The organism is Sphingobacterium sp. UBA865 (assembly GCF_002295765.1).
Classification (GTDB): domain Bacteria; phylum Bacteroidota; class Bacteroidia; order Sphingobacteriales; family Sphingobacteriaceae; genus Sphingobacterium; species Sphingobacterium multivorum.
This window is the reverse complement of record NZ_DBGB01000012.1, coordinates 283807-306835: the sequence shown is the minus strand read 5'-3', so window position 1 is coordinate 306835 and position 23029 is coordinate 283807. Positions and strand designations below refer to the sequence as shown.

The following is a 23029-nucleotide window of genomic DNA, read 5'->3' as shown; positions in this document are numbered from 1 at the left end:
TTGTCCGTTTAGGATATGGAGCATATACAGACTATTTTACCATGTCTCTCCTATTATTTTGCTCTTTCATATTGTTTAGGCCAAGGAACTTCAGCGTCTAATTCTTTGGCAAAATGTAATGGAAGGTGTGGATCATCAAGAAATCCCCGTGCGATTAAGATTAAATCTGCTTGCTTTCGCGTAATGATCTCGGATGCTTCAATAGCAGTTTTAATTAAACCTACAGTGGCAACGTTATTCTTGGTATTCTCCTTAATAGCGGTGGCGAAAGGGAGCTGATATGCTGGTCCTACATCTATTTTTTGATAGGAGACCAATCCTCCACTTGAAACATCAATCAGGTCTACCCCCAATGCATATAGCTGTTGTGATAAGGCTATGGATTGCTTTAAGTCCCAGCCGGCTTCGGCCCAGTCAGTTGCTGAAATACGTACCCATAAACTTTGGCTTGTTATTTCTTGTTTTACTCTTTTCACAATTTCAATAAGAAAGCGTATTCTATTTTCAAAGATCCCGCCGAAAGTGTCTTTTCGTAAGTTGCTCAGTGGTGAAAGAAATTGATGGATCAGATATCCATGTGCTGCATGGAGTTCAATAATTTCATAGCCGGCTTGGATTGCTCTTTTCGTCGCTGTTCCAAATTGTTCAATCAGATTTTCAATGGCGGAAACATCAAGTTCCTGTGGTTCATAATCTCCTGCATGGAAAGCTATTGCAGATGGAGCAACTGTTTGCCAGCCCTGAGGGTCCGTTGGTGAAAATTGATTCCTGCCAAGCCAAGGTTTATTGCTGCTTGCTTTGCGGCCTGCATGGGCAAGTTGTATGCCAGGTATGGAATTATTTGCTTTAATGAACTCGGTTATTTCTTTTAATTTTTCGATATGCTGGTCGTCCCATAAACCAAGGTCTCCATCACTGATTCGACCGTCAGGGCTAACTGCTGTTGCTTCTTGTATTACTGCTGCAGCTCCGCCGATTGCAAATTGGCCCAAATGAACCAAATGCCAGTTATTTGCAAAACCATCTTTTGCCGAGTATTGACACATTGGGGATACAACCAAACGATTTTTCAATTGTAAATTTCCGATGTTTACTGATGAAAATAATTGACTCATAATTGCTTGTTTATAGAAGATAGGAGCAATGAAAGCTCCTATCTTAATCAATTTCTTTGTATCATAAAAGAAAGCTATTAAAAGGGCTGTATTTGACCCTGATGAATAGCTATTCGATTATTAGGGATTTGTAGACCATAAAGAAGCTGATTTTAACATGGCTCTTCTTGGTAGTTTTAAATTAGCAATGATCAGCTCCGCGAAATCTTCAGGCTGAAGAACTTTTTCTGGATCACCATCGGTAAGTCCAAGATCTTTGGACATATCCGAGGCAATCGTACTAGGCATAAGTGTACATACCCGAATATTGTTTTTCCGTACTTCCCGCATTAAAGAATCGGCGAAGCCGATGACGCCAAACTTCGATGCACTATAAGCGGAAGTGGTGGCTGCGCCATTTAATCCGGCAGTCGAAGATACCATTATGATATCGCCTTGATTTTTTTCAATCAGTTGCGGAAGAATAGTTTTTGTAACAAAATATGTACCCAGGAGATTCGTTTGAATGATCGATGTCCAATCGGCAACATCCATGTCGAGCACAGTGGAAAACGATGCTACTCCCGCATTGTTAACTAATATGTCAAAGCTACCGAAGGTATTTTTCAATCGCTCGATCTCCTCCTGTACTGCACTATAATTTGATACGTCAAAGACGGCATAAGTGACCTCAGTGCCCAGCTCGGCAAGTTCCGTGGCCGTATCCTTTAAAGCAGCTTCATTTCTACCGGTAATCGCGATATGAACACCTTCTTTCGCTAATGCATAGGCAATCGCTTTCCCCAATCCTCGCGCACCACCCGTAATTAAGGCTCTTTTTCCTGTTATATTTTCCATAATATAAAAATAGGCATGATCTTTTTTATTCCTGTCAGATGATCCTAAGAAAGGCAATTTATTTTGCCTTTTTTAGGATATTTTCGATAATGGGGTAAGTATTGTTGCGTATGTCTTCAAATTGGTCCACATGACGCCATTCTGCTTTTGTGATATCTTCTGCAGTTTGCGGAATCAATTTAGGGACTTTGTTGACTCCCATTTCATACCAGTTCGTTGCTTTTAAGACGAATTCTCCATTTCGCAAAAAATAGGTATGGTATGATGTGGTGATTTTTTTTCCTAAGTAGTTGATTTTGATGCCACATTCCTCTTCAACTTCGCGTACAGCTGCTTCCCGCATTTTTTCATTTTCTTCCACTTTACCTTTCGGAAGATCCCATTTTCCTAATCGGTAGATAAAAAGATAGTCTCCATCACCATTTTTCACCAGCCCACCTGCAGCTTTAATGAGCTTAATTTTATTTTTTAAGTTTTGAAATACGGTTTCAAAATCCTTGTTGATGTAGAGATATGTTTTTGGAACTTTATCAATTTCAGATTGTTTGAAAAGTTTTTGGAGGTCAATCTCTTGAAAACTAATTGTTTGTGGGTTTTTGATTTTCGATGGAACAAAATCTGCTAAAATTAGCACGGTTTCGTTCATATAAATTTTATAAATTTGCGCCATGAATAATTTAAATGAGGTTGAACAAAAAGTTGCTGAATCCTTATTGCAAATTAAAGCAATAAAATTGCAACCTAAAAGTCCTTTTACATGGGCGTCGGGTTGGAAGTCTCCAATTTACTGTGATAACCGTATCACTTTATCTCATCCTGCGATTCGTACATACATTCGTCAAAAGCTTTCTAAGCTTATTCAAGAAGAGTTTGGATCAGTGGATATGATTTCTGGAGTTGCTACGGCAGGTATTCCACAAGGCGTTTTGGTAGCACAAGATTTGGGACTACCATTTTCTTATGTCAGAAGCTCAGCTAAGGATCATGGTCGTCAGAATTTAATTGAAGGTGAAGTAGTTAGCGGTCAACGCGTAGTTGTAATTGAAGATCTAATTTCGACAGGTAAGAGTAGTTTAGTGGCTGTAAAGGCGTTACGTGAGGCTGGCTGCAATGTTGTTGGCTTGGTGTCTATTTTTACTTATGGATTGCAACAAGCTACTGATAATTTTGCTGATGCAAAATGTCCTTATTTCAGTCTATGTAATTATGATGCTTTGATTCAGGTCGCTGCTGAAAATAGTTATGTATTGGAAGAGGATATTGAGATCTTGAAAAAGTGGCGATTGAACCCGGCTACTTGGGGCGACAATTTTCAATAAAGAGGATTAATTTATCGTTATGACTACTATTCAGAATACAACAGAAATCAACAAAAATGTCGGCGAGGTGTATGCGTTTTTGGCGGATCTCAACAATCATGAGCAGTTGATGCCTGAAAATATCTACAATTGGTCTTCGACTACGGACGAGGCGCGATTTACAATACAGAATATGGCAAAATTGGCTCTTCGCGTAGAAGAGCGTGTTGAGAATCATCTTATTAAGTTGACTCCTTTAGAGAAGGCACCTTTTGACGTAACTCTTCGTTGGGAATTGCAAGTTATTGCTGATACAGTGACAAAGGCAACCTTTATCATAGATGCTGATCTCAACATGATGATGAAAATGATCGCTTCTGGGCCGCTTCAAAAATTGGTTGACTTTCAGGTCAACAAATTAAAAGAAAAGCTAGGGTAGGTTGGTTCATAGCGAATATAAAAAAAGCTCGATTAGTAATAATCGAGCTTTTTTTATGCTAGTCTTTCATTGACTTTTTTCCAATTCACAATATTCCACCAATTTTTAATATAATCAGCTCTTTTGTTTTTATAGTGCAGGTAATAAGCATGCTCCCATACATCAAGACCTAAAATGGGAATACCTTTTACCTCTGCAACATCCATTAAAGGATTGTCTTGGTTTGGAGTAGAGCTAATTTTTAAGTTACCTGAGTCATCCAAAAGCAACCAGGCCCATCCCGAACCGAATCGTGAGGTTGCTGCAGCGGCAAACTGTTCTTTGAATTTGTCTAGAGAACCAAATGTCTTATTGATCATAGTCAATAATTTTTCGGATGGCTGGCTCGGCTTATCGGACAGACTTTCCCAAAAAAAGTTATGGTTCCAGGCTCCTCCAGCATTATTCCTTGCTTTTGGAGAGTACTTAGATATGTTTGCTAGAAGTTGCTCCTCTGAGGCTTCCTTGATGTTTTCAGCAAGAATGGCTTCGTTAACGGCATTAATATAGGCCATATGGTGCTTTGTATAATGGATTTCCATCGTCAACGCATCAATATTAGGCTCCAAAGCGGCATAACTGAATGGTAATTTTACTTGGGAAAACTTTAAGGTAGCGGCATGTAATTCAGTAGCTTTCGCGGAAGCAATATCTTGTAATATTGATCCAGATACAGCGATGCCTAGCGTAGCTTTTGCTGCATTTTGAAGGAAGTTTCTGCGTGTTTGCATATAATCTTATTGTGATTAGTTTTGATATAAATATAACGTGAAATTTTGCAAATATTGTCCAAGAATTGTCTGTTAATTGTAATACAACAAAATTGTTATAAATTCATCTGTAGAGCAGCATACTTTGTTTCGAATTTTGATGTACGGTAATTTTGCTACCCCTAATTTCTATTGTTTTAAAGGCATTTCATGGCAGTTATAGGACAGGTTGGCTAAAGAATTATAATTGTTTATAAAATCAAATTTAGCTAAGTTTGATCTATGTATACATTAAGGATTTCAAAAATCATCCCCCAACCTAATAATAACCTTACTTTTCAGCTTGAGTCTATAGCAGGAGACTATCCTTCCTATAAAGCTGGGCAGTTTATTACGCTTTCTTTTGTGTTTGGTGACCGTGAGGTACGTCGTTCTTATTCTTTTAATAGTTCGCCGGATAATAATGAGCCCTTAAGCATCACTGTTAAGCGTGTCGAAAATGGGGAAATATCTCGACTGCTCCACCATACTATTGTGGAGGGGGATATCGTCAACGCGATGGAACCTCAGGGTTTGTTTGTATATGAACCTGAACCGGAAAAGATTCGGACCTTATTTTTGTTTGCTGCTGGAATTGGCATCACACCCTTGTACGCTATTCTCAAAACAGCGCTTCTTGCGGAAAGTAAGTCTAAAATAGTGTTAATTTACAGTAATAGTACGCTGGAATTAACACCGTTTCGATCCGAATTGGAGGGTTGGGCAGACCGATTTCCTGATCGTTTAACAATTGTGTGGATTTACTCCAATAGTAAAAACTTGATGAAGGCCAGGTTGAATAGAGATTATATACATGCTATTGTTAACGATCATTTGTTTGGAAATAAGGAAGATGCCTTGTTTTATACCTGCGGTCCTGTGATTTATATGGATCTATGTCGTTTTACCCTTTTGGGGATGGGATTTGATTCCAATCAGATAAAACGAGAGACATTTCTATTGCCCCAAAATGAAGAGGATGATGATGACGAGACCGAAAAGGAAGTTGATACAACGACCTATGCTATCGAATTATATTTTCAAGGTAAAACCTATAATCTTGAAGTGCCATATAACAAATCTATTTTGGACATCGGGCTGGAACATAAAATTAAGTTGCCGTATTCTTGTAAATCCGGTATGTGTAGTACCTGTATTTCACAGTGTACAAGAGGTAAAGTAAGAATGGATTATAATGAGGTTTTAACAGATCGCGAAGTTGAACAAGGAAGGATACTTTTGTGCACGGGGCATCCGGTAGAAATGAATACGGCTATTGAAGTATTATAATTTAACATCTGTATTTAATCCGAAAATACAGTGTGTTGTTATAGGGCGTTATAGCTATTTAAAATTGCATATACACGTAAATTTACCTAAGTTTGAATATAACCGTTTTATAGCTAACTATTATGGGAAAATTACTCTGGAGCCCAACAGAAGAGCAAAAATCTCTAGCTGAGATCAATAAGTTTAAACAATATGTGGAGAATGAGCATGGCTTATTCTTTCCATCCTATCAGGACCTTTGGGCATGGTCAACGACGGAACTGGCTAATTTTTGGAAGAGTATAGCCGCCTATTTTAATTTAAAATTTCATTCAGCTCCTACAAACATTGTCGAGTTACCGGCAGATTCCACAAGCTTTATTGGGACAAAGTGGTTTAGTGGGGCTACTTTGAATTATGCTGAACACGTATTTCGGAACACAACGGAAAAGCGTCCTGCATTAATCTTTCAATCTGAACAGCATGCTAAAAGAGAGGTGTCATGGACTGAGTTGGAATCCATGGTTCTCAAACTCCAAGTCTATTTGAAAGAATTAGGTGTACAAAGTGGAGATCGTGTAGCTGGTGTATTGATTAATGGCATCGAAGCAGTTGCGTTATTTTTGGCTGCTAATTCCATCGGTGCGGTTTGGTCCTGTTGTTCGCCCGACTTTGGGGAGGCAAGTATTCAGGAACGTTTTGAGCAGATTGAACCCAAAGTACTCTTCGCAAATTCCAGTTATTACTATAATGGACGTCTTTTTGAAAAGGCGGAAAGTATTCAGCAACTTTCGCAGCGGCTACCATCATTAGTGGCTTGTGTTTTGATTGATGATCCTATTTGGGAAGAGATTCTGAAAAAGGATCTTACACAAGTTAAGCTCCAATTTACGGCAATGCCTTTTGATGCTCCAATATGGATTTTGTATTCTTCGGGAACTACCGGGAAGCCTAAAGCCATTACACATGGAGTTGGTGGTATGCTGCTGGAACATATGAAAGCACTTGGACTGCATCAAAATGTGCAAGACGGCGATCGATTTATGTGGTATTCTACTACAGGATGGATGATGTGGAATTATGCGCTTTCGGCCCTTTTAATGGGAAATACATTGTGTATATATGATGGAGCTACGAATTATCCCGACAAATTGAGTTTATGGAGGTTTGCACAAGAAAGTAAGGTGGATCATTTTGGCGTTGGGGCTGCTTATCTCATCTCCTGTCAAGATCAAGATTTAAAATCCATGGCTTATCAGCCGAAAACAATAGGGTCAACAGGCTCACCACTTCCGCCAGATGTGTTTGAATGGCTAAATGTACAGTTTCCAAAAAGTCAAATTGTCTCATTAAGTGGTGGTACAGACGTTTGCAGCGCCTTTCTTTCGGGGTGCACTTTGCGTGATGTTTATGCAGGAGAGATTCAATGCCGCACCTTAGGAGCTAAGATAGAAGCATTTGATGAGAATGGTCATCCACTTTATGGGGAGGTTGGAGAACTCGTTATTTTAGCTCCCATGCCCTGCATGCCCATCTATTTTTGGAACGATGGGGCGAATAAAAAATACTTCGATAGTTATTTTGATAAATATAGCGGTGTTTGGAGTCATGGTGACTGGATTAAGATTACTGACCATGATGGAGTAATTATGTACGGGCGTTCAGATGCAACTCTGAACCGTGGCGGCGTACGTATTGGTACTGCGGAGATCTATAATGTTTTAAATAGAACCGAGGGGGTCTTGGATAGTTTGGTTATTTGCGTAGATCATGAAAATGGATCATCTGATATGTTGCTTTTTGTTCAATTGGACACTGGCTTATTGAATGACATGTTAAAAAGTGAGATTAAACGGGTGCTTCGGCTGCAATATAGTCCGCGACATGTGCCTGACGATATTTTTCAAGTAGCGGCTATTCCTTATACGTTAAGCGGCAAAAAACTGGAGCTGCCTATTAAGAAAATCTTTTCGGGGATACCCGTAGAAAAAGCGGTGTCAGTAGACATTATGCGGAATCGAGAATCTTTGTTGGACTTTGAAGCGATTAGCAAAATCTGGAGAAGATCCTAAATATAGCTATAAAATAGCTAATTTAAAAACCCCTCAGATGACGAAGTTTGCCGTTTGAGGGGTTTTCGAATTTAACTTTACTCCACTCAGACCTGTATAACACCTACATTATACCGGTCTAAGATAGGTTTTTCGTTGGCAGCTTCAATTCCCATGCTGATAACTTTTCGTGTTTCTTCAGGTGCTATAATTCCATCAACCCATAGTCTCGCAGCAGCGTAATATGGGCTCAATTGCTCGTTGTACCGGTCTTCGATGGATTTAAGGAGGTCGTTTTTCTCTTCTTCATTAATTTCTTGACCTTTGGCCTTTAAAGCTGATTCTTGGATTTGAAACAGTGTTTTGCCTGCTGCGGCACCGCTCATGACTGCCATTTGGGCGGTAGGCCAAGCGTAGATTAGTCGTGGGTCATACGCTTTTCCACACATTGCATAATTTCCTGCGCCATAACTGTTTCCGACAATAAATGTAAATTTTGGGACTACGGAGTTGGCCATTGCATTGACCATTTTTGCGCCGTCTTTGATAATCCCCCCTTGTTCAGATCGGCTCCCTACCATAAAACCAGTGACGTCCTGAAAAAAAACAAGTGGAATGCGCTGCTGGTTGCAATTCATGATGAAGCGCGCCGCCTTATCTGCTGAATCACTATAGATAACCCCGCCCATCTGCATTTCCATGGTGTTGCCAGGTTTTTTGGCTTTAATGATCTCGCGTTGATTAGCAACGATCCCGACAGCCCAGCCATCTATGCGGGCGAGGCCGCATACAATGGTTTTTCCATAATCTGGCTTGTATTCTTCTAAAGTCTCTGCGTCTACAATTGCATTCAGGATATCCTGCATGCGATAAGGTTTTGTCCTGTCTTCGGGAAGAATCTCTACTATTTTACTCGGATCAGTTTTTGGGGGTAGGCTTATCTTTCTGTCGAAATTAGCTTTTAGATTTCCACCGATTTTATCGATAACATTTTTTATAGCATCTAAACAACTTTGGTCGTCGGGAAATTTATTGTCTGTTACGCCGGATATCTCCGAATGGGTAGAAGCTCCGCCGAGTGTTTCTGCATCTACAGTTTCACCTATCGCAGATTTGACCAAGTAAGGGCCTGCTAAAAATACAGATCCCGTTCCTTCGACGATAAAGGCGTAGTCGGACATAATAGGTAAATAAGCGCCACCTGCTACGCAACTTCCCATAATTGCTGCAATTTGAGGTATTCCCATGGAGGACATTCGGGCATTGTTACGGAATATACGTCCAAAATGTTCTTTGTCCGGAAAGATTTCATCTTGTAGCGGTAAAAATACACCGGCGGAATCTACTAAATAGATAATTGGCAAGTTGTTTTCCATAGCAATTTCTTGTGCGCGTAGATTTTTCTTGGCAGAAATTGGGAACCATGCCCCAGCTTTGACAGTCGCGTCGTTGGAGACAATGACGCATAGTTTGGATTTTACATAACCCAGTACCGCTGCGCATCCTGCGTTTATGCATCCACCATGTTCTTTGTACATTCCTTCGCCGGCAAACATGCCTATTTCAAGATACTCACGGTCTGGGTCCAGTAGATATTCTATTCTTTCCCAGGCTGACATTTTGCCTTTTTCTTTCAGTTTTTTTATTTTATCGATGCCGCCACCGAATTTTAAATTTTCTCTTTTTTGGCGAAGTAATGCGAGTAGCTCCTTCATAATTTATAATCTTGGTTTTAAAAACTGTTAAATTAAGAATTTCTTATTTTTAGATAAATTTAAAATAAAATTTTAAAATATTTGCAATTTTATTCCTAAATATTTTGATATATTTGAATTGAATTACCGATTGTAAATTTAATATTCATGCTTATGTTTATTGAAAATAAACAACAAATGGATATGATCAGACAAAGTGCACGAGATTTTGCACAGTATCATATCAAACCTTATGTGATGGAATGGGACGAAGCCCAAATATTTCCAATAGAAGTTTTTAAAAAGTTAGGCGAACACGGTTTTATGGGAGTAATCGTTCCTGAAGAATATGGCGGATCAGGGCTCGGGTATCAGGAATACATTACCGTTTTGGATGAAATCTCCAAGGTATGTGGTTCAATCGGACTTTCTGTGGCGGCGCATAATTCCTTGTGCACAAATCATATATTAAGCTTTGCCAGTGAAGAACAGAAGAAACGTTATCTTCCAAAGTTGGCGACAGCTGAATGGATCGGTGCCTGGGGGCTTACAGAAACCGGTTCCGGTTCTGACGCCGGTGGAATGACGACATTTGCGGAGAGAGATGGTGATCATTACGTGTTAAATGGTTCTAAAAATTTTATCACGCATGCCATCAGTTCTAGTGTTGCTGTCGTTATTGCACGAACTGGGGCTAAGGGGGATAAAAAAGGGATGTCGGCTTTCATTGTTGAGAAAGGTACACCTGGATTTACTGCGGGAAAGAAAGAAAATAAATTGGGGATGCGTGCCTCAGAAACTGCCTGTCTTTTTTTTGATAATTGTCGGATTCATCGGGATCAACTCATCGGTGAGGAAGGACAGGGCTTTGTACAGGCTTTAAAATTATTGGATGGCGGACGTATTTCGATTGCGGCACTTTCTTTGGGTATTGCCCGCGGAGCTTACGAGTGTGCGCTGAAATATGCACACGAGCGTGAGCAATTTGGGAAAAAGATTTACGAATTTCAGGCAGTTTCTTTTGCACTTGCAGATATGGCTACACAAGTAGAGGCAAGCGAATTGTTAACGAGGCAGGCGGGCTATTTAAAGGATCATGGGGACCGTGTTTCTAAAATTGGAGCGATGGCTAAACTTTATGCGTCGGAGGCTGCTGTTAGTGTCTCGAATGAATCTGTGCAGATCTTTGGTGGTTATGGATTTACAAAGGACTATCCTGCCGAGAAGTTTTTTAGAGATGCTAAACTATGTACCATAGGTGAAGGGACTTCAAGTATTCAGAAAATGGTGATCGCCAGAGAGATTGAGAAAGATATTTTATAGCATATGATGAGGGATCAAGTTGTATTGGTTGATTGCCCAAGAGACGCTGTTCAAGGGCTTCATAACTTTATTGAGACAGATAAGAAAATTAAACATATCAATACGTTAATCGAAAGTGAGCTGTTTGATGTTATTGATTTTGGATCTTTCGTTTCGCCGAAAGCAGTTCCGCAGTTGGCGGATACAAAAGCAGTCCTGGAAGGAATCAGAAAGAATGAAAAAGTGAAGTTATTGGCGATTGTCGCCAATCTTCGGGGAGTAGAAGAAGCCGTTCTAGAGGAAAAAATCGACTTTTTAGGGTATCCATTTTCAATATCGGAAACATTTCAACGTCGAAATACCAATATGGGCTTGGCGGCTTCTTATCAGCAAGTAAAAGAAATGAAACTTTTGGCAGACGCTAATCATAAATCTTTAGTTATTTATATTAGCATGGCTTTTGGGAACCCATACAAGGATCCGTGGTCCCCACTTTTGGTAGAAGAATGGATTGGGAAATTATACGATCTGGGTATCCGGGAATTTTCTTTGGCAGACACAACTTCAGAAGCCGATGCGAATCAGATTTCAGCATTATTCACTTTTGTTAAAGCCAGTTTTCCAAAACTGGAAATAGGTGCACATTTTCATGCGAGGCAAGCGGAGAGTCTTGCTAAGATTGAAGCCGCTTATCTCGCAGGTTGCCGTAAATTTGAAGGCGCATTGCTTGGTTATGGCGGTTGTCCATTTGCAAAAGATGATTTGGTTGGCAATATACCTTCAGAACTCTTGTTGCGTTATTTTGGACGAGGAACTGATGCTGAAATACTCGGATTGGAGCATAGCTTCAGGCAAATGATTTTGTAGGGATTTTTGAGATGGAAAAACTGAATTTTATAAAGGTGCACGTTGAGCAGCATGTGTTCAATTTGACGCTAGCTCGTTCGGATAAAAGAAATGCTTTTAGTCCGACTATGGTGAACGAAATTGCCTATGCATTGAATCTGGCGAATAGCAATCCCGATATTCGTTTAGTACAAATAGAGGCTGAAGGTCCGGTGTTCTGTGCGGGTATGGATCTTAAAGCTTTTGAGGATCCTACAGTAGATATTGGTAATCCGGCAATTCCAAAGGTTGAAAAGTCTTTGGCAGAAATATTTGCCTGTTTAGATAAGCCTTCAATCTGTGTTGTTAGGGGAGATGTTATTGCAGGTGGTTTTTTGATTGCATTATCTTGCACTTATTTGTTTGCACTGCCACATGTACGTTTTTCTTTGCCAGAAGTAAAAATCGGACTCTTTCCATTTCAGGTGTTGGCCTTGCTAATGGAATATATGCCTGAAAGAAAAGCGATGGATCTTTGTATCAGGGGAGATTCTTTTTCTGCGGGAGATGCGCTGGATAAGGGTATTCTGTCCGGAATTTTGGATGTTGAAGAAACTGCCTTGGTTGAATTGAGAGAAACTATTCTTAAAAATGCTCCTTTGGCTATATCGAGAGGTTTTGTTGCACTGCGAAGGCTAAAAGAGCAAGATTATGATGATAAGTATAACTTTCTCTTAGAGAGCTTGGCAGATTTGCGTAAAACCAATGATTTCAAGGAGGGAATGGATGCCATGCGTAATAAAAGAAAAGCCAACTGGAAAAATAGCTAATTAAAATGATCGAAAACTCGGTCTGCTTGTCAAGGGAGAGAATTCCCAAGGAATAGAACTAAGGATAATCAGTAAAGCTAGTCCAAACCAGATTAATAATGTTTTAAAACGTCGATCGTTTGTATCGGCGTTTTTGCTTTTATGGGCACCCAATGTCAGGCAAATTGCAGCCATAATCATCATGCTACTGTGCTCCATACTGAAGAAGCGAATTTGCCTCAGGTGGACTGCTTCGTCGAAATGTCGTAGGAAGTACTGTGTGATGGGGCTCAGTATATAGAGATTAATACCTAAAACTAGCTGAATATAGAAAGAAATAACCGTGGTTTTTACAAGAAATTGATCGATAGGGGAGAATAGAAGCTGCTGTTTTTTCTTATAAAAAAAGGTTGAAAGACTAATTGCTAGTATAATCAGTACTTCCCATCTCCATAAAGAATGCATCGCTAGAATGAAGGGATAAATGTAATTCATCATGAAAACAAAGATGGTAATAAAATAGATTTAAAGCTATTTTAAACTATACCAGCTTATAGAATAGATGCTGGTTTTTCATTAATTGTCTACGTCTTCTGATCAAAGGACTTGTATTTATATGTATTTTTACTTTATATAAGTACTTTATTGTTTTGGTTATTAGGTTGCTTTGTGTTGTTTTTAACTCTTGGTTAATGCTGTTGTTATGTGTAATTTGCCGTTTATCTATCAGGCGGAGAATAACGATTAGCTGGACCAAATAGGCCGTCCAAATGATCGAGAACGAAGGTATTCGCTTGTGAATAACTAATGATCGTCTGTATGCTTTATTTTTAGTTGTTTTTAGCCTCTCTGAGGTGATGTTTGTCATTCCCGAAGGGTTTGTGTGGTTTTGATTTGTTTTAGCTGAGAATGCGGCTATTTCGGGTTTTTGAAGGTGGTTGCGATTTGCGTGTTGTTTTTAAGGATAATGCACATCGATAAAAATGATGTTTTATTCGATTACGAATTTCATAATTTATTATAATAACAATTTGTTTATCATTGCATTATGTTTATTACATAAATTGAGTGTTTATGTTGTCCTATGCCCGATTGGCGCTATTAAAATAAAGTAATGCCTGAGCGTAAGCAAAGCCCTGCCTGTATTTTTTTAAAATATTTTTGGAATTATATAAAATTCGTTTCTATATTAGTGTATTAATTAAATAATACAGTAGTATGGTTACTATCCAAAATCTAAATTTCAGCTATAGTAAATCAAGGCCACTCTTTCTTCATATGGATCTTGAATTGAAGCAGGGGCATATCTATGGCTTGTTGGGGAAGAATGGTGCTGGTAAATCAACTTTGCTTAAGAATATTGCCGGTTTGGTATATCCTGTTTCGGGGCGAGTTGATGTGCTGGGGCATAACCCTAATCGAAGGGAACCTTCCTTGTTAAGAGAGATTAGTTTTATTCCGGAAGAGTTTTATCTCCCTGCCGTAAAATCGGAACAGTTTCTGAAGGCTAATGCAGGGTTCTACCCCAACTTCGATCAGGTATATTTCGATCAGCTTATTCGTGAGTTCGATATTCCTATTGAGCAAAAATTAGCAAACATGAGTTATGGACAGAAAAAGAAATATATTATTTCTTTCGGTTTAGCGTCTAACACGAAAGTGATCATCATGGATGAGCCAACGAATGGTTTGGATATTCCTTCTAAGGTTCAGTTTCGAAAGATCATGGCTTCTGCCATTACTGACGATCGATGTGTAATTATCTCCACACATCAGGTGCGTGATCTGGATAATCTTATTGATGCTGTTATTCTGCTTGATGATCATAAGGTTGCACTCAATGCTCCGATGCATGTGATTACTGATCGTTTATGCTTTAAAAAAGTAAGAGAATTGCCTTTGGATACACTCTATTCCGAAGAAGGAGTAGGCGGTTTTAATGTTATTCTCCCAAACTCGGTGGTAGAAGATTCGAAACTGGATTTGGAGTTGTTATTTAATGCTGTGTTACAGTGCAAGGAAAAAATTACGGACCTTATTAAACTTGATGAATATGTCAAATCTATTTAATGCTACGCGTTTTTTTGGACTGATTCGAAGACAATGGATTGGTTTTGGACGAATTTATCTGATGTCAATAGGGATTATTGCCGGGGTAATTTTTGGTTTTTATGCGGTTAATTTGGGGTCAAATTATGATGACATCAAAAAGAATACTGTTTATTCGTTGCTAAATTTCAGAGCACCGTTGTTTTGTATCTTGGGACTCTTTTTTGTAACGGTTATCTCGAGCAGTTATTTTGCTGATTTAGGGAAAAAGACCCGGGCGATTTTTGAGCTGATGATTCCGGCGTCACAATTGGAAAAGTTTCTGGTCAGCTTATTCTATACGGTTGTCGTGAGTATTGGTTCATACTTATTGGTCTTTTATTTGATCGATCTGGCATTTGTTTCTTATTTGAGGAGCGTTGGTTCTGTGGTTGTAAATGAAGTGCAGCCATCAGGGGAGACGGTCAGTGTGGATCTATGGCAGTACTTTTTCAAGATTCAATACCCTGAACCGGCTTATTATTTTTGTTTTATACCAATTCTTCTAAATGCAATTTTCTTACTTGGTGGGATCGTCTACCAAAACTATCAATATGTAAAGACGGCTATTTTTCTTGTGCTTTACTGTGTTGTTTGGATGTGTCTTTTTGTTTACTTAATGAAGACTCAGACCCAGGATACCGTAGGTACAATGGATAATAACTATTGGTCTGATTCAAATCATATTTTTGCATTGATCGGCGCTGTAGGAGTGTTACTTACCATAATGATTTGGGCGGTTGCTTTTTTAAGGTTAAAAGAAAAGGAGATTTAATATGGAGTTCAATGCAAATAAAGCCATTTACCTTCAGATTGCTGAGTATGTATGTGATCATATTTTGCTAGCGACCTGGAAAGTGGATGAAAAACTCCCCTCAGTAAGGGAATTGGCAGTTCAGATGGAGGTTAACCCCAATACTGTTATGCGGACCTACGATATGTTGCAGCAGAAAGAAATTATAGCCAATAAGCGCGGGATCGGTTTTTTTCTGACACAAGAATCGGTGAAGAATGTGAAGTTATATAGAAAGGCAATTTTTCTAGAAGAAGATCTTCCCTTGTTTTTTCGTAATATTTATTTATTGGAAATCGGTCTGGATGAGTTAGAGCAACGTTATAGACGGTTTGTAAGTCAGAATTTTAATCAAAATGAGTCATGAAATTAAGTACAAAAATAATAATGGGATTAGCAATAGGCTTATTCGCGGTTCCGATGCTTGTCGCGTCCTACCTTGTTCGTATAAATCGAGTGGATGCGAAAAAATATAATGCTGATGTTGAGCAGGAGGTATCTAAGCCAGGTGCGAAGGATGTTTATTACCGGTCGTTCCCCTTGGCAGCTTTCGATAAGCTTTATATTGTAGGTGCCAATGCAAGCGGTGTAGGGTTGTACTGGGTGAAAAGCGATAAGTTTATGGTTAAAGTTAATAAAAGTCAAGCCGACTTTGTGAAAGCGAATGTTGATCAATCTGGCAATCTTACCTTAGATCTTTTATCAGGAGGAGAGGGGTTTTATAAGTCAATCTATATTTTTTCACCTGATCTTAAGGTTTTAAAATTAAAAAATGCGGGTATTAACGAGTTGTCGGCCAAGTTGAACGAGTTGACTGTTGTAGGTGATAGCGTTGAGGTATTTTCCCTTGCGGAGAAATCCGTTATAAATACGTTGAACCTGAACCTGACAAATTCCACTATTGATGATCTTGGCGGGACGGACAGTAAGGGGAATTCTCTTGTTGGTCGTTTATTTGTTAACACGACGAATAGTGTTTTGGGACTTCCGCGTACGAATTATCAAAGTGCAGATATTGTGGCAAACAATTCAGAAGTTTATTTCAATAGGAAAGGACCTGAAGCCAAAGTTGGTCTTCTGAATATCAAAACTGAAGGGAAATCATCTGTCCGTTTAGATAGTTTGCAATGGGGAACATTGAACGGGAATCTATCCAATGATACTAAAATAGATTTGCCTGTCCATGCATTGCGATCATTGATTAAGTAAGGTTTAATTGGTGGATGTTGCGGTCGATCGTTAATAGTAGAGATCGGTATTTTCTGAAAAGGTCAAAATTCCGCTATGGAATTTTGACCTTTTCTTTAAAGGGATGATGTGGATTTTCGGTGTTCGATACTGCAGTCCAAAAAATACGTCTCGAATTCGAAATAATTCTTTTTGTTCTTTTTCTTTAACATCTGCAAGAGGAGTTCTACCGATTTTTCTGCCATAAGCTGTGTTGGTTGGGTGATTGTTGTTAGAGATGGATTGAGACTGTTGGCAAAAGGGGTGTTGCTAAAGCCAATTAAGTTCATGTCATCAGGAATTTTCACCTTCAATTTATTTAATATGTGCAAAACTTTTAGTGACAAGGTGTCTGTCGTTGAGAGGAGCGCATTTGGTGCTAGTGGCCCGTTTATTAGTGTGCTTATTTTGCTTTCCAGTTCATCATCGATATTGTCCTTGGGACTGGAATAAGAAATTTCTATAATATTTTCTTCTTTAAAGGGTACGCCGGCGTTGAAGAGTGCATCTTTATATCCTTTTATTCGGCTTACATTGCCACCGATATCTTTACATAGTAGAAGGATGATATTTTCTCTTCGGTTTCTGATCATTTCTTCTGTTGCCTGGTAGATGACCTTATTGTTTTGGATTCCGATTTTGAATGTGTCGAGCTGATGGTTTATTCGGTCGAAGATAATAACAGGACAAATCTGTTCCATCATATAAAACAAGAGTGATAAACTTGAATCATTTTTTACAGGAGAAATGATTACACCTTCGATATTGCTTTGTATACAAAGTTCTAGGGCTTCTTTTTCTTTTTTCTCATCGTTAAAAGTCTGTAATAGGATCAGTTTATAATTCGTCTGCGACAGGATGTGGGAAATCTCTTCATAGAAATCAAAGAAAAATGAGCTTGAGATAAACGGAACAATGATCGCTAATGTGTTTGAGCGCCCCGTCTTTAGGCTTTTTGCAGAGAAATTTGGTATATAATTGATTTTTTTTGTAAAATCTAAAATTAGTTTTTTTGTTTCTGCACTTATTTCATGGCTGTCGTTTAATGCTTTGGAAATGGTTCCTGGAGATAGGTTTAGCTGTTGGCCAATCTCTTTTAACGTAAATCTCTTCATGTGCTCGATCCTCTTTCATTGATTTCAAATGTTCTAGCGTTACTTTGATGGTGAAATAGCGCCAGAATTATTTTTGAATTATCGGTTGCTTTTTTGCTGTACTTAGTCCGTAAATTCTTGAAATTATAAAGATAAGATAAAAAACATGTTTTCAAATGGAGATCAAGAAAAGCGTTGTTGATGAAAAAGAAGTTTTCCGCAAGTGTTAAACAAAAAAAAGCTAATCCTGCGATTAGCTTTTCTTTAGTGATCCCGCTGGGATTCGAACCCAGGACCCATACATTAAAAGTGTATTGCTCTACCAGCTGAGCTACGGAATCCTTTCTGTTTTTGAAAGTGATGCAAAGGTAGAATTTCTTTTGATATATGCCAAATTATAGCATGCAAATTTTGACGAAAAGGCCTTAACTGTTAATAAATAAACGGATTATTTTTTTATCGCGCTTTTTTTGCATGGATTATTCGGTCTGCTCCATTGATATCTTTTATGAGTTTGACCTGTTCAAATCCTTTTTTGACCATAAGTTCCTTCATTTCTGGACCGAGATATTGATTGATTTCAAAATATAGATCTCCATCTGGGGTTAAATGTTTCAAAGCAAAGGATGAAATAACATCATAAAAAATCAATGGAGCGCTTTCTTCAATGAATAATGCGAGCTCAGGTTCATAAGCCAATACGTTTTGATTCATGTGCTGCTTTTCTCCCGGGGTTATATAGGGCGGATTGGATACAATGATATTATAGTGTTGGTCGGAGAAAATGTATTCCCATTCAAATATATCCGCATTGATAAATTGAACCTGAGTTTTTAAATTCTTAGCATTTTCTTGTGCTGTTTTTATCGCCTCTTTTGAGATGTCTATCGTTGTTACTAGGGCATTATTGAGATGCTTTGATAAGGTGATCGGGATGCAGCCAGAGCCAGTTCCGATATCTATAATTTTTAGGTTTTGAGAAGATTTGTGGTTTTTGATGATCAGATCGACAAGTTCTTCAGTTTCCTGGCGTGGAATGAGGACCGATTCATTGACCTGGAAAACTTCACCATAAAAATCTGCTTTATTGAGTATGTACTGTATAGGTCTGTGCTTTTTTAGATTCTGAAGGATGCTAAGTACTTCAGCCTTATCCGCCTCCTTGACGATATCTGTTTTTCTCAATTGATAATTGGTTCTATTTAACCCAAACTTTTCGGCAACAACCACTAAGAATATTGCTTTTATTTCATCCTCATCATATAACCCCTGAAGCTCATGTTGAAATAATAATTCGAAATCTTGAAGTATTTTCATGTGTCAAAGGTACGATTTTCATAGATTTGTATCCATGGATATGCACAAGCAATATATGCATCGTTGTTTGGAACTGGCCCAAATGGGCGCGGGTTCAGTGAGTCCCAATCCAATGGTTGGGGCTGTCATTGTTTTGGACGGTAAAATTATCGGTGAAGGATATACTTCTCCATATGGTGGACCACACGCTGAGGTCAATGCGGTACAGCAGGTTGTACAAAAGTATGGGGAAGAAGCAAAACGGCTTATCGAGGGAAGTATTTTTTATGTTAGCCTTGAACCTTGCGCGCATTATGGAAAGACACCGCCATGTGCCAATATGATTGCAGAGCTAAAACCCTTAAAAGTCTATATCGCTTGTTTGGACCCTTTCGCCAAGGTGAATGGCAAGGGAGTTGAGATACTGCGCGAAGCAGGTATTGAAGTTGAAATTGGTTTACTGGAAAAAGAGGCTGTATGGCTCAACCGTCGGTTTTTTACACGTATTGGTCAATTCCGCCCCTATGTTATTCTAAAATGGGCGCAGTCGAAGGACGGTTTTATGGGGATGCAAAATAAACAAATTTGGTTAAGCAATGCTGCTAGCCGACAGTTGGTTCACCGCTGGAGATCAGAGGAAGATGCTATTTTGGTCGGTACAAATACCGCAGTTGTAGATAATCCCAGTCTGACCGTAAGAGAATGGCAGGGTAACAACCCATTGCGTATTCTTTTAGATAGAGATCTTGCCATTCCACTAGATGCCAATATTCTAGATGATCAAGCTGATACAATCGTCTTCAATGCTAAAAAGACAGATTGGACATCAAATGTTAAGTATATTGAGCTTGAAAATTACGGGTTGTATCTGCCGCAGAATATTCTTTATCAACTATATTTAATGGATGTTCAGTCAATCATCATTGAAGGAGGGCGTGCTACGCTGCACATGTTTATCGATGCGGATCTCTGGGATGAGGCGAGGGTGTTTGAAACCGAAACAAAGCTATTTAATGGAATTACGGCTCCACAATTTAGTGGACAATTGCTTGAAAGTAAATTGGTTTCCAATGATCTTTTAAAGATCTATAAGAAACAGTGATTATTAAATTGTATATTTAGGGAATTAAGCCATAGCCGGTTAATTTAATTCTTAAATTACAATTATGTTAGTTACAGAAAACTTAATGCAGTTTATCTGGAAACTTCGGCTATTCCGTGCAAATGGGTTGCATTCTACGGATGGTGAACCCTTGGCCGTTGTTCATGTGGGGCAATACAATACAGATTCAGGCCCCGATTTCCTCATGTCACATATTAGGTGTAAAGATAATGATTGGTTTGGTCATGTCGAGATGCATATCCAATCTTCGGATTGGGATCGACATTGTCATCAAGAAGATACCGTTTATAATAACGTTATCTTACATGTGGTTTGGAGAAACGATAAAGTTATTTACCGAAATGACGGTACATCAATACCGACATTGGTGCTTTCGGAATATGTCGAACAGCATCTGTTGGAACGGTATTCAACGATGATGAACGCAAAAAGTTCGATACCTTGTGAGTTTCAGCTTGGTTCAATTGATCTTTTTAAAAAATCCATGTGGCTGAGTACTTTAGCTGTTGAACGCCTAGAAATGAAGGTTCAACAAGTTTTGTTGATTTTAGATCAATTTAATACGGATTGGGAAAAAACGTTATGGGTATGGATTTGCAGATGTATAGGATTAAAAGTTAATGCCGATACATTTCAGGAGCTTGGGGAGAAATTACCTTGGAACATTTTACAAAAATATCGTTCAAACCTATTTAAAATAGAAGCTCTTTTCTTTGGGGTTAGTGGGTTGTTAATTCAGGAGTCAGGAAGCGAGTATATGAAGCAGTTAGCCGGTGAATTTGAGTATCAAAAGCATATACACGGTATAGAGGTTGTTTATGGGGTTTGGAAGAGGATGAGAATGAGACCATATAATTTTCCCGAACGGCGAATTGCTCAATTAGCTGTCTTGTTTAGCAAGAACGAGTTGGGCGTTGCCAAGATTTTGGCTGTCGATGATTTGGAAAGAGCTCGAAAATTATTTAAGATAGCGTCTCTAAGTGATTATTTTGACGGACATTTTTCCTTTGGTACAAAAACGAAGATAAAAGAAACACTTCGGTTGGGTAATGAAACTATTGACACGCTTGTTATTAATGTGATTATTGTTTTTCTTTTTTCATACGGTAAATATTTCAGTATTCAGACCTATATTGATAGGGCCCTAACTCTTTTGGAGCAGCTTCCTTCAGAAAAAAATATGGTTGTGAGACAGTTTGCCCAATATGATTGGCAAGTTCAAAGCGCATTGCAAAGTCAGGGGATTTTACAATTAAAGAGATTTTACTGTGATCGGAAACGCTGCCTTCATTGCAGAATCGGATGCGAAATTTTAAAAAGAAATTAATTTTTTAAGATCTCTGCGATCTCTTTATGGCCTTTTTCAAAGGCCAGGTCCATTGGAGCTAACCCTGAAATATTGATGATTCTGGTGTCGGCTCCATTTTCGAGTAAGGCAACAATAAAATCGATATTACCATATTGGGCAGCGAAATGAAGTGGAGTTTCGCCAGTCGCTTGAATGGCATTGACATTAGCATTGGCCTCGATTAGCAACTTACCGATCTCTTCATTGTTGTTTGCAGCGGCAATATGTAGCGCAGTGGTGAGTTGTTCATTTTTGGTTACGACATTCGGATTGACTTTTTTGGACAGTAAAAGACGTACAATGTCTGTTTTGTTGAAATATGTTGCTAAAGTTAATGGCGTAAAGCCCTGTGACGACCATTCATTGACAACAGATGGTGCTTGCGAAATAATGGCCTCCAAGTATGAAGTTAACCCAGCCGCGCAAGCCTCATGGATAGTCATGGATTTGGTGTGTTGTAAAAGTATCCGTATGATCTGGGGTTTGTTGTAATAGCAAGCCAATAGTAGGGGAGAAATTCCATGACTCGTTGTTTCTTGTAAAAGTTCGGGATTCCCAATCAATAATAAGTCGATATCATGGCTTTTGCCTTCTTCAATATATTGTTCTAAAACGGAAAGGTTCATGTCTTAACAAATTGTCTAACGTTGTTACTAAAATAGACTTTATTGATGAGAATAAGCGTTTGATTTGCGAAAATATTTGTATTTAATTTTCCTTTGGATTGAACTGAAATTTGGAAGAAGTTTTTTTTTGCGGGGTGAATTGGATCTTAAAATCTGGGAAAAAGGAATTTTTAGGGTATTTTATATACACAAATGTGTAGTAATGCGCATAATGTTTTTGTAAATTAAAAAGTAGATGTACTTTTGTTAAGCCCCTCCCAAGGGCATGTTTTTCATAGGTAGATGTAGGGTCGGGTGTTTCTCACTACGACCCTTTTTTTATAGCTTTGTTTTTATTATTTTAAAAGAGATGTCTAAGAGAAAAATTGTTGTTGCCATTACTGGAGCTAGCGGCTCAATCTATGCTAAAGTTTTACTTAAAAAACTATTGGTATTAAAAACACAGATCGCAGAGGTTGGGATTGTGATGTCGAATAATGCGAAGGATGTATGGCGTGCGGAGTTGGGCGATGAGAGTTATCAGGATGTGCCGTTCAAGTTTTATGACAAGGGTGATTTCTTTGCTCCTTTTGCATCAGGATCGGCTCGCTATGATACGATGATTGTCTGTCCGTGTTCAATGGGGACATTATCAAGGATAGCCCACGGTGTGTCTTCTGATTTGACAACCCGAGCGGCCGATGTCGTGCTAAAAGAACGACGAAGATTGATTTTGGTTACCCGTGAGACACCACTAAGTATTATACATATCCAGAACATGAAATTGGTGACAGAGGCCGGAGGTATCATTTGTCCGGCATCACCTTCATTCTATAGCTTACCAAAGACTTTGGACGAAGTCGCAGAAACCGTGGTTGATCGGATTTTGAGTCTTGCTGGGTTTGAATTTAAACATTATCAGTGGGGAGAAAATGCCTAGTTATTCCTCGTTGAAATCTATTTTTAATGTTCTATAATAAATTTGTATTTTGTAACTTTGTTTCTCGAAATGAAGCAATCACGAGCAT

At 38.7% G+C, this 23029-nt stretch carries 23 protein-coding genes and 1 tRNA gene; 14 read left to right on the top strand and 10 right to left on the bottom strand.

Annotated elements, in window-relative coordinates:
- Positions 1–53 precede the first annotated feature (53 nt).
- From B2O97_RS06745 to B2O97_RS06735, 3 genes are all read right to left on the bottom strand, one after another.
- Positions 54–1115: an NADH:flavin oxidoreductase/NADH oxidase gene (locus tag B2O97_RS06745; RefSeq protein WP_070567747.1), complete on the bottom strand. Its 1062-nt coding sequence runs from the start codon at positions 1113–1115 to the stop codon at positions 54–56.
- Between the two features lie 120 nt (positions 1116–1235).
- Positions 1236–1952 carry a 3-ketoacyl-ACP reductase gene (locus B2O97_RS06740; protein ID WP_070567745.1) on the bottom strand — a complete coding sequence of 239 codons (717 nt, stop codon included), beginning with the start codon at positions 1950–1952 and terminating at the stop codon, positions 1236–1238.
- Between the two features lie 58 nt (positions 1953–2010).
- Complete coding sequence (locus tag B2O97_RS06735) at positions 2011–2598, bottom strand: NUDIX domain-containing protein (RefSeq protein ID WP_236560231.1); 588 nt, start codon at positions 2596–2598, stop codon at positions 2011–2013.
- A 22-nt stretch (positions 2599–2620) separates the two neighbouring features.
- Here B2O97_RS06735 and pyrE point away from each other — a divergent pair, with 22 nt between their 5' ends.
- Positions 2621–3271, top strand: a complete 651-nt coding sequence (gene pyrE, locus B2O97_RS06730; RefSeq protein ID WP_070567741.1) for an orotate phosphoribosyltransferase — start codon at positions 2621–2623, stop codon at positions 3269–3271.
- Positions 3272–3290: 19 nt separating this feature from the next.
- Positions 3291–3689: an SRPBCC family protein gene (locus B2O97_RS06725; RefSeq protein ID WP_070567739.1), complete on the top strand. Its 399-nt coding sequence runs from the start codon at positions 3291–3293 to the stop codon at positions 3687–3689.
- A 53-nt stretch (positions 3690–3742) separates the two neighbouring features.
- Here the strand turns inward: B2O97_RS06725 and B2O97_RS06720 are convergent, their stop codons facing one another.
- Positions 3743–4459 carry a superoxide dismutase gene (locus B2O97_RS06720; protein WP_070567737.1) on the bottom strand — a complete coding sequence of 239 codons (717 nt, stop codon included), beginning with the start codon at positions 4457–4459 and terminating at the stop codon, positions 3743–3745.
- Positions 4460–4720: 261 nt separating this feature from the next.
- Here B2O97_RS06720 and B2O97_RS06715 point away from each other — a divergent pair, with 261 nt between their 5' ends.
- Together B2O97_RS06715 and B2O97_RS06710 are read left to right on the top strand one after the other, a co-directional pair.
- The gene (locus B2O97_RS06715) at positions 4721–5767 is read left to right on the top strand and encodes a ferredoxin--NADP reductase (protein WP_070567735.1); all 1047 of its coding nucleotides are present in this window, start codon (positions 4721–4723) and stop codon (positions 5765–5767) included.
- A 122-nt stretch (positions 5768–5889) separates the two neighbouring features.
- Positions 5890–7818, top strand: coding sequence for an acetoacetate--CoA ligase (locus tag B2O97_RS06710; RefSeq protein WP_286709868.1), 1929 nt, complete (start codon positions 5890–5892; stop codon positions 7816–7818).
- A gap of 86 nt (positions 7819–7904) precedes the next feature.
- On the opposite strand, the gene B2O97_RS06705 is transcribed toward B2O97_RS06710, so the two are convergent.
- Entirely contained in the window at positions 7905–9512 is a 1608-nt protein-coding gene (locus B2O97_RS06705) for an acyl-CoA carboxylase subunit beta (protein WP_070567731.1), read from the bottom strand.
- Positions 9513–9665: 153 nt separating this feature from the next.
- Here B2O97_RS06705 and B2O97_RS06700 point away from each other — a divergent pair, with 153 nt between their 5' ends.
- The 3 genes from B2O97_RS06700 to B2O97_RS06690 are packed head-to-tail and all read left to right on the top strand — an operon-like array spanning position 9666 to position 12448.
- Complete coding sequence (locus B2O97_RS06700; protein ID WP_070567729.1) at positions 9666–10814, top strand: acyl-CoA dehydrogenase family protein; 1149 nt, start codon at positions 9666–9668, stop codon at positions 10812–10814.
- A 3-nt stretch (positions 10815–10817) separates the two neighbouring features.
- On the top strand, positions 10818–11660 hold the full coding sequence (locus B2O97_RS06695; RefSeq protein WP_112376131.1) for a hydroxymethylglutaryl-CoA lyase: 843 nt from the start codon (positions 10818–10820) through the stop codon (positions 11658–11660).
- A gap of 11 nt (positions 11661–11671) precedes the next feature.
- Entirely contained in the window at positions 11672–12448 is a 777-nt protein-coding gene (locus B2O97_RS06690) for an enoyl-CoA hydratase/isomerase family protein (protein WP_070567727.1), read from the top strand.
- Here the strand turns inward: B2O97_RS06690 and B2O97_RS06685 are convergent, their stop codons facing one another.
- On the bottom strand, positions 12449–12925 hold the full coding sequence (locus tag B2O97_RS06685) for a hypothetical protein (protein ID WP_083296033.1): 477 nt from the start codon (positions 12923–12925) through the stop codon (positions 12449–12451).
- 720 nt (positions 12926–13645) lie between these two features.
- On the opposite strand from B2O97_RS06685, the gene B2O97_RS06680 reads away from it, so the two are divergent.
- The 4 genes from B2O97_RS06680 to B2O97_RS06665 are packed head-to-tail and all read left to right on the top strand — an operon-like array spanning position 13646 to position 16517.
- A complete protein-coding gene (locus B2O97_RS06680; RefSeq protein WP_070567725.1) occupies positions 13646–14497 on the top strand; it encodes an ATP-binding cassette domain-containing protein in 852 nt (283 codons plus the stop codon).
- Positions 14481–15290: a hypothetical protein gene (locus B2O97_RS06675; RefSeq protein WP_139145036.1), complete on the top strand. Its 810-nt coding sequence runs from the start codon at positions 14481–14483 to the stop codon at positions 15288–15290. Before B2O97_RS06680 ends, B2O97_RS06675 begins: the two co-directional genes overlap by 17 nt.
- A 1-nt stretch (position 15291) precedes the next feature.
- Positions 15292–15675 carry a GntR family transcriptional regulator gene (locus B2O97_RS06670; protein ID WP_070567719.1) on the top strand — a complete coding sequence of 128 codons (384 nt, stop codon included), beginning with the start codon at positions 15292–15294 and terminating at the stop codon, positions 15673–15675.
- Positions 15672–16517, top strand: a complete 846-nt coding sequence (locus B2O97_RS06665) for a hypothetical protein (RefSeq protein WP_070567717.1) — start codon at positions 15672–15674, stop codon at positions 16515–16517. Before B2O97_RS06670 ends, B2O97_RS06665 begins: the two co-directional genes overlap by 4 nt.
- A gap of 95 nt (positions 16518–16612) precedes the next feature.
- On the opposite strand, the gene B2O97_RS06660 is transcribed toward B2O97_RS06665, so the two are convergent.
- From B2O97_RS06660 to prmC, 3 genes are all read right to left on the bottom strand, one after another.
- On the bottom strand, positions 16613–17650 hold the full coding sequence (locus B2O97_RS06660) for a LacI family DNA-binding transcriptional regulator (protein ID WP_070567715.1): 1038 nt from the start codon (positions 17648–17650) through the stop codon (positions 16613–16615).
- Between the two features lie 247 nt (positions 17651–17897).
- Positions 17898–17970 (bottom strand) — tRNA-Lys (locus B2O97_RS06655).
- Between the two features lie 115 nt (positions 17971–18085).
- On the bottom strand, positions 18086–18946 hold the full coding sequence (gene prmC / locus B2O97_RS06650; RefSeq protein ID WP_070567713.1) for a peptide chain release factor N(5)-glutamine methyltransferase: 861 nt from the start codon (positions 18944–18946) through the stop codon (positions 18086–18088).
- 34 nt (positions 18947–18980) lie between these two features.
- Here prmC and ribD point away from each other — a divergent pair, with 34 nt between their 5' ends.
- Positions 18981–20027 carry a bifunctional diaminohydroxyphosphoribosylaminopyrimidine deaminase/5-amino-6-(5-phosphoribosylamino)uracil reductase RibD gene (ribD, locus tag B2O97_RS06645; RefSeq protein WP_070567711.1) on the top strand — a complete coding sequence of 349 codons (1047 nt, stop codon included), beginning with the start codon at positions 18981–18983 and terminating at the stop codon, positions 20025–20027.
- A 64-nt stretch (positions 20028–20091) separates the two neighbouring features.
- Positions 20092–21375 (top strand): DUF2851 family protein, encoded by a 1284-nt coding sequence (locus B2O97_RS06640; protein ID WP_070567709.1) that lies wholly within the window; start codon positions 20092–20094, stop codon positions 21373–21375.
- Here the strand turns inward: B2O97_RS06640 and B2O97_RS06635 are convergent.
- The gene (locus B2O97_RS06635) at positions 21372–22022 is read right to left on the bottom strand and encodes an ankyrin repeat domain-containing protein (protein WP_070567707.1); all 651 of its coding nucleotides are present in this window, start codon (positions 22020–22022) and stop codon (positions 21372–21374) included. The genes B2O97_RS06640 and B2O97_RS06635 overlap by 4 nt on opposite strands.
- Positions 22023–22371: 349 nt before the next feature.
- Here B2O97_RS06635 and B2O97_RS06630 point away from each other — a divergent pair, with 349 nt between their 5' ends.
- Positions 22372–22941 carry a UbiX family flavin prenyltransferase gene (locus B2O97_RS06630; RefSeq protein WP_070567704.1) on the top strand — a complete coding sequence of 190 codons (570 nt, stop codon included), beginning with the start codon at positions 22372–22374 and terminating at the stop codon, positions 22939–22941.
- The last annotated feature ends 88 nt before the right edge of the window (positions 22942–23029 follow it).

What these genes read in the sequence shown, in the direction of transcription:
- B2O97_RS06715 (WP_070567735.1), top strand. Translation starts at nt 4,721, where the DNA reads ATGTATACATTAAGGATTTCAAAAATCATCCCCCAACCTAATAATAAC.
- B2O97_RS06725 (WP_070567739.1), top strand. Translation starts at nt 3,291, where the DNA reads ATGACTACTATTCAGAATACAACAGAAATCAACAAAAATGTCGGCGAG.
- B2O97_RS06680 (WP_070567725.1), top strand. Translation starts at nt 13,646, where the DNA reads ATGGTTACTATCCAAAATCTAAATTTCAGCTATAGTAAATCAAGGCCA.
- B2O97_RS06745 (WP_070567747.1), bottom strand. Translation starts at nt 1,115, where the DNA reads ATGAGTCAATTATTTTCATCAGTAAACATCGGAAATTTACAATTGAAA.
- ribD (WP_070567711.1), top strand. Translation starts at nt 18,981, where the DNA reads ATGGATATGCACAAGCAATATATGCATCGTTGTTTGGAACTGGCCCAA.
- prmC (WP_070567713.1), bottom strand. Translation starts at nt 18,946, where the DNA reads ATGAAAATACTTCAAGATTTCGAATTATTATTTCAACATGAGCTTCAG.
- B2O97_RS06665 (WP_070567717.1), top strand. Translation starts at nt 15,672, where the DNA reads ATGAAATTAAGTACAAAAATAATAATGGGATTAGCAATAGGCTTATTC.
- B2O97_RS06640 (WP_070567709.1), top strand. Translation starts at nt 20,092, where the DNA reads ATGTTAGTTACAGAAAACTTAATGCAGTTTATCTGGAAACTTCGGCTA.
- B2O97_RS06675 (WP_139145036.1), top strand. Translation starts at nt 14,481, where the DNA reads ATGTCAAATCTATTTAATGCTACGCGTTTTTTTGGACTGATTCGAAGA.
- pyrE (WP_070567741.1), top strand. Translation starts at nt 2,621, where the DNA reads ATGAATAATTTAAATGAGGTTGAACAAAAAGTTGCTGAATCCTTATTG.
- B2O97_RS06630 (WP_070567704.1), top strand. Translation starts at nt 22,372, where the DNA reads ATGTCTAAGAGAAAAATTGTTGTTGCCATTACTGGAGCTAGCGGCTCA.
- B2O97_RS06685 (WP_083296033.1), bottom strand. Translation starts at nt 12,925, where the DNA reads ATGATGAATTACATTTATCCCTTCATTCTAGCGATGCATTCTTTATGG.
- B2O97_RS06720 (WP_070567737.1), bottom strand. Translation starts at nt 4,459, where the DNA reads ATGCAAACACGCAGAAACTTCCTTCAAAATGCAGCAAAAGCTACGCTA.
- B2O97_RS06705 (WP_070567731.1), bottom strand. Translation starts at nt 9,512, where the DNA reads ATGAAGGAGCTACTCGCATTACTTCGCCAAAAAAGAGAAAATTTAAAA.
- B2O97_RS06740 (WP_070567745.1), bottom strand. Translation starts at nt 1,952, where the DNA reads ATGGAAAATATAACAGGAAAAAGAGCCTTAATTACGGGTGGTGCGCGA.
- B2O97_RS06710 (WP_286709868.1), top strand. Translation starts at nt 5,890, where the DNA reads ATGGGAAAATTACTCTGGAGCCCAACAGAAGAGCAAAAATCTCTAGCT.
- B2O97_RS06695 (WP_112376131.1), top strand. Translation starts at nt 10,818, where the DNA reads ATGATGAGGGATCAAGTTGTATTGGTTGATTGCCCAAGAGACGCTGTT.
- B2O97_RS06670 (WP_070567719.1), top strand. Translation starts at nt 15,292, where the DNA reads ATGGAGTTCAATGCAAATAAAGCCATTTACCTTCAGATTGCTGAGTAT.
- B2O97_RS06690 (WP_070567727.1), top strand. Translation starts at nt 11,672, where the DNA reads ATGGAAAAACTGAATTTTATAAAGGTGCACGTTGAGCAGCATGTGTTC.
- B2O97_RS06700 (WP_070567729.1), top strand. Translation starts at nt 9,666, where the DNA reads ATGTTTATTGAAAATAAACAACAAATGGATATGATCAGACAAAGTGCA.
- B2O97_RS06660 (WP_070567715.1), bottom strand. Translation starts at nt 17,650, where the DNA reads ATGAAGAGATTTACGTTAAAAGAGATTGGCCAACAGCTAAACCTATCT.
- B2O97_RS06735 (WP_236560231.1), bottom strand. Translation starts at nt 2,598, where the DNA reads ATGAACGAAACCGTGCTAATTTTAGCAGATTTTGTTCCATCGAAAATC.
- B2O97_RS06635 (WP_070567707.1), bottom strand. Translation starts at nt 22,022, where the DNA reads ATGAACCTTTCCGTTTTAGAACAATATATTGAAGAAGGCAAAAGCCAT.